This is a genomic window from uncultured Methanobrevibacter sp. (assembly GCF_902764455.1).
Lineage (GTDB): Archaea > Methanobacteriota > Methanobacteria > Methanobacteriales > Methanobacteriaceae > Methanocatella.
Window position 1 is genome coordinate 14,751 of sequence record NZ_CACWVY010000001.1, and the last position, 11,563, is coordinate 26,313.

An 11,563-nucleotide genomic window follows, 5' to 3' on the forward strand; every position below is an offset into this window, starting at 1 on the left:
AATGACTTATTACAGAAAAATTCTAGGAAAATTTCAAGAATTTTTATGAATAAAAAAAATGGAGGAAAAAAATGTATCCACAAAATGAAATCAATAATGATATAAAATTTCTTGCAAAATCAGAAATTCGTTTGAAAATCCTTAATGAATTGAATATTTGCCCAGACAATGTTCGTGGAATTGTTAAAAGAACAAAACTTGCATACAGTACTGTTTCAAGCAATATTAATAAGTTAGAGGAGAAGAAATATATTGGAAAAGTTAAAAAGAGATACCACTTAAATCCAATGGCTAAAATCTATTTTAACACCCTGATGGAATTTAAAAGAAGTGTTGAGATAATCAACAACTTCAATGCATTCTGGTATATGCACAATCTAAATCAGCTGAGCATGGATTCCATGCAGAACATTACCGATTTGAAAGATTCCAAACTGATTGAAACAACCCCTCTTGACATTTATAAAACTCACAATACCATAAAAAAACAATTGGTAGAATCCAAAGAGGTTAAAGCAATATTTCCTTATCTTCATCCGGAGTATCCCGAATTGATTGAAAATATTTTAAAAAACGGAGGCACAATAGAATTGATTGTTCCGAAAAACATCCTAAAAGCAATGATGGCTCCAGTTAATGAACAGCTGAAAAAGGATGCAATAAAAAACGGCAAATTGAAACTTCATTCAGTGACAGATGAGATATATTTATATTTAACCATCTGTGATGAAAAAATGAGCCTGGGCTTATTTAAAAATGATGACAGTTTCGATCAGAACAGAATTCTGATTTCAGATGATAAAAAGTCATATGAATGGGCTGAAGAACTCTTCAATCATGTGAAACACGAGGTGATACAATGAAACACGAAAGCAAACAGGAACTAACACGAGAATACAGGGATATCAAATACATCCTAACATCCAGTATGCGTGCTAAATTACTATTAGCACTATACGAAATTCCTAAAAATTTAGAGGAATTAAGAAAAGACCTATCCAAACCATCAGCAACCATATTGCATGGGCTTAAAGAACTGGAGACGATAAACCTTGTCAGAAAAGCTCAAAAATGTTATGAATTAACATCAAACGGCTATTTATTGACAACCAATATGGTAAAGTTAATCGAAAACTGGTATGCTTTAAGCAAATGCGAGTCCTTCTGGGACAATCATGATTTATCTGACATTCCAGAGGACTCTATGAAAAAAATTTACCTGTTAAAAGATGCAAAATATATAAATTCCACCACAAGCGATTTATCCATTGCATTTAACAAATACATTAACTTACTTTCACAATCTAGCGAAATACGAATGATTCTGCCAATATACTCAGAAAATCATTTTAAGCATATAATTGACCTTTTAAATTCAGGTAAATTAGAAAAATTGGAAATGATTGTTAGTGATGAGATTTATAATTCAATTGAAAACAATGAATTATTCAAAAAGGAGTTACTTGAAAACAAAAAAGTAAATCCGATTATCACTAACAGGACCATGAAAATATTTTTAACCCATTCTGAAGAATTTATGTCATTGACATTATTTTTTAAGGACGGGCATTATGATGATTCCCAAATTCTAATTGCACAAGATGCCAATGCAAAAAAATGGGCTTCATCATTGTGGAAATATTATATTGAATAAAGATAAAGGTGATATTTTATATGAAAGATAAAGAACTATACAACCTTTTAATCGGAAGACCCGGTGGGAAAAACACAATGCGTATTTTAGATGCAATTATATTAAAGCCTCAAAATGCAAATCAGCTTTCAAAAGCACTGTGCCTCGATTACAAAACAATTGTCCACCATATGAAAATAATTTGCAACCATCAATACGCCACTAAAGAAAAATTCGAAAAGTATAACTATTTTCATCCAAGCGATAAATTAATTAAAAACCTGGATGAATATAAAATTATCAAAGAACAATTTTATGAAAAAAAACAATAAGAGGCATACAATGAAAAGTGAAACATCAACAGAACATCAAAAAGAAGCATCTGCAGACATTAGCTGCGGAATAATAACTCTCAGTGATAGTAGAAAGTCAGAAAAATTAGATTTATCTGGAAAATACATTGCTGGAGAAATTGAATCTAGATATACCTTAAAATCTAGAAGCTTGATTCCTGATGAAAAAGACGATTTGATCAATTCTATCGAAACAATGATTGAGGATGAAACTGATGTTATTATAACCAACGGTGGAACCGGTCTTGCACCAAGAGACATCACTGTTGAAACTGTTGAATCACTTTTCGAAAAAAAACTGGACGGGTTTGGTGAAATTTTTAGAGCCGTGTCATATGAAGAAATAGGTTCAGCTGCTCTACTTTCCAGAGCAACTGCGGGGATTTATAAAAAAACACTTATAATATCAATGCCCGGCTCACCTAATGCTGTTAAAACTGCATTGAGGATAATAATTGATGAACTTCCCCATATTGTCCATCATGTGAAAAAATAAAATTATTTTTTTTCTTTTTTTCTTTTTTTAATCAAAGAATTCGTTAACAGTTATTAATGGCTCTAGTTTTATTCCTGCTTTTTCAAATTCTTCGATAGCTCCTTCTTGTCTGTCTACAACAACAAAAGCCCTTGTTACATTACCTCCATTATCCTGAATAGCTCTGATTGCTTTTAATAATGATCCTCCTGTGGTTGAAACGTCTTCAACAACAATGACATTATCATTTTGGTTCAGTACACCTTCAATGAGTTTGGATGTGCCGTAACCTTTCTTTTCTTTTCTAATCATCAATAACGGCAATCCTGATTCAAGAGAAACTGCAGTAGCTATTGGAACTGCACCTAAAGCAGGCCCTGCAACCTTATCTATTTCATCATCTTTGATTTTATCAGTGATTAGTTTAGAAATAGTTGATAAAATTTCCGGCTCTGTAATGGCCTTTTTCATGTTAATGTAATAATTGCTTTTCTTTCCGGAAGACAAAGTAAAGTCGCCTTCAAGAAATACTTCATTTTTCTTCAATAAATCGATTAAATATTCTTTGGATATCATTAAATATCATCTACCCCTTTAAGTATAATTTTATCGCCAATTACTTTGACAAGTTCTATAGGAACGACATCTTCGCTTGATTTTATCTGTTGGGAAAATCCTGATTTTTTAACAATCAAATCAGTTACTTCATAAGTATCTTTATCCATAACAACATCTATGACTTTTCCTGCAATCTGAATATCAGCATCCAGAACTTCCTTTCCACATAATTCATTTTTTATCCTCATTATGTCACCTTATCAATATATTGTACAATCAATTTTAAATAGATTACCTTATTTAGAATAAATATTGCAATAAACAAAAAAAAGTATTAAATAAAAACAATATAGTAACATCATTGAATTTAAGGTGAATGCATGCAAGAAGAATATTTAACGGTATCCCAGATTAATTCTTACATCAACAGAAAGATGAAAATGGATGCCAATTTAAAAAACATTTACATTAAAGGAGAAATTTCCAATTTTAAGACTTACTCCAGCGGACACAGTTATTTCACTTTAAAGGATGAAGCCTCCCAAATTCCTGCCGTGATGTTCAAAGGCAGAAAGAGATTTTTAAACTTTGAGCCTAAAGACGGAGACAAGGTAATTGTCAAAGGTAAAATCGAAGTCTATGAACGGGACGGGAAATATCAGTTATATGCTGCATCCATTACTAAAGATGGAATTGGAATTTTATATGAAAAATTTGAAAAACTGAAAACAGAACTCAATGAAGCAGGATATTTCGATGAACAGCACAAAAAGGACATTCCAAAATATCCTAAAAGAATTGGAGTCGTTACATCTCCAACCGGAGCTGCAATAAGAGATATCATCACTACAATCAAACGAAGATATCCTATTTGTGAGATTTTAGTATTTCCAACAATGGTTCAGGGTGAACAGGCCTCAGGACAAATTGTCAGACAGATTAAAAATGCTCAAAGTTATGACATTGACACACTGATTGTTGGACGTGGAGGAGGAAGTATCGAGGACTTATGGTCATTTAATGAAAAGGAAGTGGCATTTGAGATATACAACTGCAAAATACCTGTAATCAGTGCAGTAGGCCATGAAATTGATTTTACCATATCCGATTTTGTTGCAGACTTGAGAGCAGCTACACCAACAGCAGCTGCTGAGATTGCAGTGCCAGAATTGTCTAAAATTAAAGATAATGTAGACCAGTTATCCAAAAGATTAAACAAAAGTGTTAATGACAAAATAACATTGAATAAAACCAAACTGGAGAATATTTCTCAAAAAAATATTTTTAAAAATCCCGAAAGCATATACGAAATCAAAGGAATGACTCTTGACAATTTAGTCAACAAATTGAGCTTCAGCTCAAAAAACATTATTTCACAAAATAAAAATAAATTGTTCAAGCTTGAAAACGCTCCAATTTTGAAAAATCCTAAAGAGCTTACTAGAACAAAACAGGACGCACTCCTTAAAAACATCAACAAATTAGAAGTATTAAATCCCCTTTTGACATTAAAAAGAGGTTATACCATTGCCAAATCCGGCAATAAGGTGCTGTCTTCATCCAAGGATGTTAAAACAGGAGATGAAATTGATATTGAATTTGATGACGGAACAGTAAACACAAAGGTGATATAGATGCAAGATTTAAGTTTTGAAGAAAGTTTAGAAAAATTAGAAGAAATTGTTAACAAATTAGAAAACGGAGATGTCCCATTAGATGATGCAATTGATGAATTTAACAAAGCCATGCAACTTGTTAATGTCTGCAACAAAAAACTGGAAGCAGCAGAAGAATCAATTGCTAAAATCGTTAAAGAAAACGGAGAACTTGCTGAATTTAACACTAACGAATAAAATAGTTAATCCAGTATTCCAATAGCGTTTTTATTGGATAACTATTACATTTTTCTTTTATTTCAACTGCCAGATAATAGGCATCCTCTTTTTTGATTAAATTACAGTGAACTTCATCAAAGAGATTTAAAATGCTTGTTGTAATGGCCACATTATCCTGTTTTTTCATATCTTTTTGAAGTTCAGCAATAAATTCTTTTTTATCATAATCTAAATTCTTATAAAACTCATTAATGTCCAAATTATAACGATTTAACCTTGACAATACGTTTGACTGTGATTTATTTGATATCCAGACCTGTTTTTTAATGGCTTTTTTAACCGATTCAATAATGCATTGTCCAATTAATTCACCGAATTTGGAATGTTTTCCAGCATTTGTCAATGTTATTTCAGATTCAGTATTTGAAAAAACGGCCAGTCCATCAGTTCCAGTTCCTGTTGCATAGAAATTTGAGTATTGTGAGGGAATCTTTAAATCGCTTAAAGCAACCGTCTTTGCTTCGGTGGCACACATGAATGCTTCAAGCAGTGTCTCATAATCCAAATTGACATTTGTTAAAATAATTGTATTTATTGTACCGAATTTTCCGTTCTCCTCATAATATGATGAAGGATCACCCGCTCTTGAAGCATTGGTTCTGACTCCTGCAGTGGTAATAGCTACAACTTCAATATTTTTAAATATACGGCAAACAATGCTCGTATTTTTCATTTCCGCTAAAGTAATCAGACCTGTTGAATAATCAGAATCCATATTTAATGTTCCACACAGCCGGATTAGATAATCATTGACATCATGGTCTTCAAGATAGTCAATATTTTCCTGTGAGAGATGATGGTTAAATACGCTTTTATATTCACTGGAAAATCCGCCGTTAAGCTTGGATGTGGAAATTCCATTACGTTTAACATTGAAATTAACAAAAATAGTATCCTTCAGATAAAAAACTTCATCGTCAAGTGATGTGTTAAAAATAAGTCTGTGTTTCATAAAAAATAAAAAAAGAAAAGAAATTATAAAAATTTCTTTGTATCTACATCATTGGAGGCATTCCGCCCATTGCGGAAGGATCCATACCCATATCTTCAGGGCCTTTGGTTGATGCGATTACATCATCGATTCTTAAAATCATTTCAGCTGCTTCAGATGCAGATTGGATAGCTTGTTTTTTGACACGTTTAGGTTCAATTACACCAGCTTCTTTCAATACATCTAATCCCATGTAGAATGAGTCTTCTTGTGCAGCTCTTAAATCTACTAAGGAGTCGATGCTGTCTAAACCTGCGTTTTCAGCTAAGGTTTTTGGTACGATTTCTAAAGCTTCTGCAAATGCGTTTACAGCTAATTGTTCTCTTCCAGAAATAGATTCTGCATAATCTTTGAGTTTTTTAGCCATTGCAATTTCAGGAGCTCCTCCACCAGCAACAACTTTGTCATCTTCTACGGTAGCTGCTACTACACCAATTGCATCTTCAATTGCTCTTACAATTTCGTCTACAATGTGTTTGGTACTTCCTCTTACAAATAAGGTTACAGATTTAGCTCCGCTACATTCTTCTACGAAGATCATGTCTTCACCGGAGATTTTTCTTTCTTCTACAAGACCAGCATCTCCTAAGTCTTCAGCAGTTAAATCATCTAAGTTTGTAATTACGTTAGCACCAGTAGCTCTGGATAATTTTTCAATATCAGATTTTTTAACTCTTCTTACAGCTAAAACACCAGCTTTAGATAAGTAGTGTTGTGCTAAGTCGTCGATACCTTTTTGTGCGAATAATACGTTTGCACCAGCACCAACTACTTTGTCTACCATATCTTTAACCATTTTTTCTTCTTGTTCGATGAAAGCTTGCATTTGAGCAGGATCGGTAATAGTGATTTCTGCATCCATTTCAGTTTCTTTAACTTCTAATGGGGTGTTGATTAATGCAATTTTTGCACCGTTGATTTCAGATGGCATGCCTGGGTGTACTCTTTCTTTGTCTACAATTACACCTTCAACTAAGTTGGATTCTTCAACAACAGCTCCATCTTTTTTCTCAATTTTAATGTTGTCAATGTCAACACCGTCTTCATCTGCTACAGCTTCAACAGCATCTACGATTAATTTTGCTAATGGTTCACGTGCTGCTTCAGTTCCTTTACCAGTCATAGCAGTCATAGCTACTTTTAATAATACTTCGGAATCAACATCTTCGATTGCAATTTCATCTAAGATTTCTTGTGCTTTTTCTGCTGCTTTTCTGTATCCCATAGCTATGATTGTTGGGTGGATGTCAGAGTCAAGTAAAGTTTCGGATTTTTTTAATAATTCTCCAGCAATAATTACTGCAGTAGTAGTTCCGTCTCCAACTTCATCTTCTTGGGTTTTTGCAACTTCTACGAGCATTTTTGCTGCAGGATGTTCAATATCCATTTCTTTTAAGATTGTAACACCGTCGTTGGTTACAACAATATCACCAAGTCCGTCAACTAACATTTTGTCCATTCCTTTAGGACCTAAAGTAGTTCTTACAGTTTCAGCTAATACTTTACCAGCTAAAATGTTATTTCTTTGTGCATCTCTACCGACAGACCTGTTAGTACCTTCAGGTAAAATAAAAATTGGTTGTCCTTGTGCCATAAATAATCACCTTTTTTTAATTTTATAAATAATTAGATCAGTTAAATTATCAACATGAGAAAATAAGTTATAGTGTTGACAAAACCTTTCTACATAATACATGAGTTTAAGGTTATATAAATACTTTACGGTATAAAGTAAATTAAAGTAAGAAAAAGATTATGAAAAAATCATACCTAAAAATTACCTATGATTAAATGCCACAATACTTGCAGTTGCATACCATAATATTAACATTAATAATTATGTCTATCAAAATTAATGCAGGTTAATGTGAATAAATGAAATGAGTACCTTAAAAAAATATAATGTTATGCCGACATGTAGATACGACAGTATAAAAAATAGAAAATGTAGAAAAATGAGATTAAAAATCTCATTGATTACTAGAAATCCAACCCCAATTAAAGGAATTCTAATTATCTACGTTTTTGCTTTTTCTCCAACCTGAAAGGAGGAGTCTTTTCAACAGTATCAAAAGCTTCTTGTTCTTCTTGAAGTTCATTAAAGAAAGTATTGATTTCTTCTAGTCTTTTGATTTTATCATTTTTCCTGTTCAATTCACCTTGAAGTTTGAGATATTCTTCACGGGAAATAGTTTGCTCTTTCAAATACTTGAGCTCATTATCTCTGGTATTGATTTCACTTTCAAGCTGATTTTTCAAAGACAGGTAATCTTCATGAGGAACAGTGCTCTCTTTTAAATATTTAAGTTGATTATTCTTGGTATTGATTTCACTTTCAAGCTGATTTTTCAATGACAAGAAATCTTCACGAGGAACAGTCTGTTCTTTTAAGTATCTAAGCTCATTGTCCTTAGTGGAAATTTCATTTTCCAATTGTCTTTGAAGAGAAACAAACTCATCACGAGGGACAGTTTTTTCTTTCAAATACTCAATCTGACTATCCTTAGATTCCAACTCAGACTCCAACTGATTTCGAAGAGAAACAAACTCATCACGAGGGACAGTTTTTTCTTTCAAATACTCAATCTGACTATCCTTAGATTCCAACTCAGATTCCAATTGAGTTTGAAGGGAAACAAATTCATCACGAGGGACAGTTTTTTCTTTCAAATACTCAATTTCACTATCTTTTGATGCCAATTCAGATTCCAATTGAGTTTGAAGATTTGTATATTGATCTTTAGGAATAGTGCTTTCTTTAAGAACTTTGATTTGATTATCCAAATTAACCATTTCAGTTTCAAATTGTGACTGAAGGTCATGATAATCTTCTTTAGGGATAGTTTGTTCTTTTAAATTATCTATTTCACAGTTCAATTCATTGATTTTTGAATCAAATTCAGACTGCATATCAATATATTCTTGCTTAGGAATGGTTTGTTCTTTTAAAATGACCATCTGGTCATCTTTTTTAGACAGTTCATTTTCTTTTAGTGTAATTTCACTATTTTTGAGCTCAAGCTCCTTTTCAAGTTCCATGATTTTAGTTTTGGACTCAACGTTATTCTCCAACTTGATAACCTTGATTTTGTATTCATCAATGGTTCTTGAAAGTGAGTTGATTTGAGCTTCTTTTTCAGCTACACTTTTGAATGATTCATTTAACCTTTCATTAACATCGGCCAACTCTTTTTTCTTGTAGTCTCTTAACTGTTCAGCAAAATATTCCTTAATCTCATCAAGAGAATTGTTAACATAATCAAGTTCGTAAATTCTGTCTTCCTGATTTTTTATTAAGCTATCCTTTTCTTCGAGTTGTTTTTTCAAAAGGTTAATTTCATCTTCTGCCTTGAACTTTATTACAGAAACTTCTCGTTCTTTCTCTACAATATCTTTTTCGAGTTCTTTAATCCTTTGTGGAGTATTATCATTAGCTTTTTCCACTTCAAGTTCAGTTAAATCAAATTTTAACTTATTAAGCTCTAATAGGCAAGACCGAATTAAAGATTGTAGTGTATCTTTTTCAGCATCAATTCCTATTTCCATTCTATCCCTTAGTTTAAATTTTATCCCTATATCAATTTCAAATAATTAAATATTTATGAATTTGAAAATTTCGATATAATGTACAATATAATTCCTTGCTATAAAATATTTATTTTATACTATTTAAATTAAACCCTTACAATAACCTAAAATTAAAAATAAAAACAAATAGAAAAAAGATAGAAAAAACAAAAAATTTTAAAAAAAATAGAAAAAATAAATTGATAAAATTAAAGTATTTTATCATTAATTAATTCAGCATTTAATATTGATGCTCCAGCCGCACCACGAATAGTATTATGCCCAACAAGAACATATTTAAAACTATTATCAAATACTACATCTTTTCTTAATCTACCAACAGTAACAGCCATACCATTACCGGCATTTCTGTCCATTCTTGGTTGAGGTCTGTTATCTTCTTCTTTGACAATGACTGGATTTTCAGGAGCTGAGAATAAATTTAGTTCTTGTGGCAATGCTTTGAAGTTTGCCATTTTACTTTTTACATCAGCAATGTCAAAGTCCTCATCACACTCAATAAATACTGCTTCAGTATGACCATCAATAACAGGTACCCTATGACATGATGCACTTAATTTGAAATCTGCATTAACTACATCGCTACCATCGAAAGAACCCAACAGATAGAGGGATTCGCTTTCCATTTTTTCTTCTTCGCCTCCAATGAAAGGAACAAGATTATCGACAATAGCCATTGATGGAACTCCATTATAACCTGCACCGGATACTGCTTGCATTGTTGATACCCTAACTGCATTAACATTGAAATTATCCACAATAGGTTTTAATGATAAAGCCAAAGCAATAGTTGAACAATTCGGATTGGTAACAATGAATCCGTCCCAGTCATTTTCCTTTTGCTGAGCATCAATCATGTCTAAGCATTCCGGATTGACTTCAGGAATTACCAAAGGAATATTTTTTTTCATCCTATGTGCACTAGCATTACTTGCAACAACATAATCTTTTGCGAAAGCCTTTTCGACTTTTGCTGCAAATTCTGTAGGAAGAGATGAAAATACAATATCAACATCATTATCCATTTTTTCAGGATCAGTTTCAACGACTTTAATGTCTTTGACAGAATCTGGCATTTCATTATCTAAATACCAGGTAGTAGCATCCTCATATCTTTTTCCAGCTGATCTGGAAGAAGCTGCTAAAGCTGTAACTTCAAAATCAGGATGATTTTCAAGTAACTGAATAAATCTTTGACCGACCATACCGGTTGCGCCCAATACACCAACATTTACCATTTTTTCACCTAATCCAATCCTAAAACATCATTCATACTGCTGACAATTCCTTTTTCAGCTTGAGGAATATATCTGATAGCCCTGATTACACCTGCAATAAATACTTCTCTTGTATGAGCCTGATGTTTGACTTCTATTCTTTCACCATCACCCACAAACATTACAGTGTGGTCTCCGACAATATCTCCACCCCGAATTGCATGGATACCAATTTCTTCAGGAGTTCTTTTTCCGACTAATCCTTTTCTTCCGTAGACTCCAACTTCTTCAGGATCACGTTCCAATGATTCAGCTATAACTTCAAATGCAGTCACAGCAGTTCCAGATGGAGCGTCCTGTTTCTGATTGTGGTGAGCTTCAATAATTTCAATATCAAAATCATATAAAAGTGGGGCTAATTTCTTTAAAGTGTTAAAGAACACGTTAACTCCAATTGCCATATTGGAAGAAATTACTGCAGGAACATTGTTCTTTTTAACATTTTCAATGTTTGACTGCATCTGTTCATCTGTGAATCCTGTTGTTCCCACAACAACACCCACACCACAGGAAGTAGCTACTTCAATTGCGTTTGCAGCTGCAGGAGCAATAGTGAAATCAACCAATACTTCTGCACCGGAAGACTTTAATGTTTCTTCAAGTTTTTCAGCACCTACAATTTCAACACCAAGTTCTCCAATTCCAGCCTGAAGACCAACGTCTTTACCTGCCAATGGAGTATTTGGTATTTCAATAGCTGCAACAACTTCCATATCTTCTTGTTCAGTTATTTTTTTTACAATACCGGAGCCCATTCTTCCAGCTGCTCCAGTAACTGCGACTTTAATCATAA

At 32.8% G+C, this 11,563-nt stretch carries 13 protein-coding genes; 6 read left to right on the plus strand and 7 right to left on the minus strand.

What is annotated here, in order from left to right; translation table 11 throughout:
• The first annotated feature begins 71 nt into the window (after nt 1-71).
• From QZU75_RS00085 to QZU75_RS00100, 4 genes are read left to right on the plus strand one after another with little or no spacing between them, the layout of a single operon-like run.
• A complete protein-coding gene (locus tag QZU75_RS00085; protein WP_296880912.1) occupies nt 72-863 on the plus strand; it encodes a winged helix-turn-helix domain-containing protein in 792 nt (263 codons plus the stop codon).
• A complete protein-coding gene (locus tag QZU75_RS00090) occupies nt 860-1,654 on the plus strand; it encodes a winged helix-turn-helix domain-containing protein (RefSeq protein WP_296880913.1) in 795 nt (264 codons plus the stop codon). The genes QZU75_RS00085 and QZU75_RS00090 overlap by 4 nt, the downstream gene beginning before the upstream one ends.
• 20 nt (nt 1,655-1,674) lie before the next feature.
• The gene (locus tag QZU75_RS00095; protein WP_296880914.1) at nt 1,675-1,965 is read left to right on the plus strand and encodes an ArsR family transcriptional regulator; all 291 of its coding nucleotides are present in this window, start codon (nt 1,675-1,677) and stop codon (nt 1,963-1,965) included.
• A gap of 10 nt (nt 1,966-1,975) precedes the next feature.
• Complete coding sequence (locus QZU75_RS00100; RefSeq protein WP_296880915.1) at nt 1,976-2,482, plus strand: molybdenum cofactor biosynthesis protein B; 507 nt, start codon at nt 1,976-1,978, stop codon at nt 2,480-2,482.
• A gap of 27 nt (nt 2,483-2,509) precedes the next feature.
• Here QZU75_RS00100 and pyrE read toward each other — a convergent pair whose 3' ends face one another.
• Entirely contained in the window at nt 2,510-3,037 is a 528-nt protein-coding gene (gene pyrE, locus QZU75_RS00105) for an orotate phosphoribosyltransferase (RefSeq protein ID WP_296880916.1), read from the minus strand.
• Entirely contained in the window at nt 3,037-3,267 is a 231-nt protein-coding gene (locus QZU75_RS00110) for a PRC-barrel domain-containing protein (protein ID WP_296880917.1), read from the minus strand. Before QZU75_RS00110 ends, pyrE begins: the two co-directional genes overlap by 1 nt.
• Before the next feature lie 132 nt (nt 3,268-3,399).
• Between QZU75_RS00110 and xseA the strand changes: the two genes are divergently transcribed.
• Together xseA and QZU75_RS00120 are read left to right on the plus strand one after the other, a co-directional pair.
• Complete coding sequence (gene xseA, locus QZU75_RS00115; RefSeq protein ID WP_296880918.1) at nt 3,400-4,653, plus strand: exodeoxyribonuclease VII large subunit; 1,254 nt, start codon at nt 3,400-3,402, stop codon at nt 4,651-4,653.
• Nucleotides 4,654-4,872, plus strand: coding sequence for an exodeoxyribonuclease VII small subunit (locus QZU75_RS00120; RefSeq protein WP_296880919.1), 219 nt, complete (start codon nt 4,654-4,656; stop codon nt 4,870-4,872).
• On the opposite strand, the gene QZU75_RS00125 is transcribed toward QZU75_RS00120, so the two are convergent.
• The 5 genes from QZU75_RS00125 to dapB form a co-directional block, all read right to left on the minus strand.
• A complete protein-coding gene (locus QZU75_RS00125; protein ID WP_296880920.1) occupies nt 4,862-5,866 on the minus strand; it encodes an adenosylcobinamide amidohydrolase in 1,005 nt (334 codons plus the stop codon). The genes QZU75_RS00120 and QZU75_RS00125 overlap by 11 nt on opposite strands.
• A gap of 43 nt (nt 5,867-5,909) precedes the next feature.
• A complete protein-coding gene (gene thsA / locus QZU75_RS00130) occupies nt 5,910-7,499 on the minus strand; it encodes a thermosome subunit alpha (protein ID WP_296880921.1) in 1,590 nt (529 codons plus the stop codon).
• A gap of 419 nt (nt 7,500-7,918) precedes the next feature.
• Nucleotides 7,919-9,451: a hypothetical protein gene (locus QZU75_RS00135; RefSeq protein WP_296880922.1), complete on the minus strand. Its 1,533-nt coding sequence runs from the start codon at nt 9,449-9,451 to the stop codon at nt 7,919-7,921.
• 230 nt (nt 9,452-9,681) lie between these two features.
• Entirely contained in the window at nt 9,682-10,731 is a 1,050-nt protein-coding gene (gene asd, locus QZU75_RS00140; RefSeq protein ID WP_296880923.1) for an aspartate-semialdehyde dehydrogenase, read from the minus strand.
• A gap of 8 nt (nt 10,732-10,739) precedes the next feature.
• Nucleotides 10,740-11,561: a 4-hydroxy-tetrahydrodipicolinate reductase gene (gene dapB / locus QZU75_RS00145; protein ID WP_296880924.1), complete on the minus strand. Its 822-nt coding sequence runs from the start codon at nt 11,559-11,561 to the stop codon at nt 10,740-10,742.
• Nucleotides 11,562-11,563 lie beyond the last annotated feature (2 nt).

Excerpts from the sequence above, each read along its gene's own strand:
- QZU75_RS00120 (WP_296880919.1), top strand. The coding sequence starts at position 4,654 with ATGCAAGATTTAAGTTTTGAAGAAAGTTTAGAAAAATTAGAAGAAATT.
- dapB (WP_296880924.1), bottom strand. The coding sequence starts at position 11,561 with ATGATTAAAGTCGCAGTTACTGGAGCAGCTGGAAGAATGGGCTCCGGT.
- xseA (WP_296880918.1), top strand. The coding sequence starts at position 3,400 with ATGCAAGAAGAATATTTAACGGTATCCCAGATTAATTCTTACATCAAC.
- QZU75_RS00095 (WP_296880914.1), top strand. The coding sequence starts at position 1,675 with ATGAAAGATAAAGAACTATACAACCTTTTAATCGGAAGACCCGGTGGG.
- QZU75_RS00085 (WP_296880912.1), top strand. The coding sequence starts at position 72 with ATGTATCCACAAAATGAAATCAATAATGATATAAAATTTCTTGCAAAA.
- thsA (WP_296880921.1), bottom strand. The coding sequence starts at position 7,499 with ATGGCACAAGGACAACCAATTTTTATTTTACCTGAAGGTACTAACAGG.
- QZU75_RS00110 (WP_296880917.1), bottom strand. The coding sequence starts at position 3,267 with ATGAGGATAAAAAATGAATTATGTGGAAAGGAAGTTCTGGATGCTGAT.
- QZU75_RS00100 (WP_296880915.1), top strand. The coding sequence starts at position 1,976 with ATGAAAAGTGAAACATCAACAGAACATCAAAAAGAAGCATCTGCAGAC.
- asd (WP_296880923.1), bottom strand. The coding sequence starts at position 10,731 with ATGGTAAATGTTGGTGTATTGGGCGCAACCGGTATGGTCGGTCAAAGA.
- QZU75_RS00090 (WP_296880913.1), top strand. The coding sequence starts at position 860 with ATGAAACACGAAAGCAAACAGGAACTAACACGAGAATACAGGGATATC.
- QZU75_RS00135 (WP_296880922.1), bottom strand. The coding sequence starts at position 9,451 with ATGGAAATAGGAATTGATGCTGAAAAAGATACACTACAATCTTTAATT.
- QZU75_RS00125 (WP_296880920.1), bottom strand. The coding sequence starts at position 5,866 with ATGAAACACAGACTTATTTTTAACACATCACTTGACGATGAAGTTTTT.
- pyrE (WP_296880916.1), bottom strand. The coding sequence starts at position 3,037 with ATGATATCCAAAGAATATTTAATCGATTTATTGAAGAAAAATGAAGTA.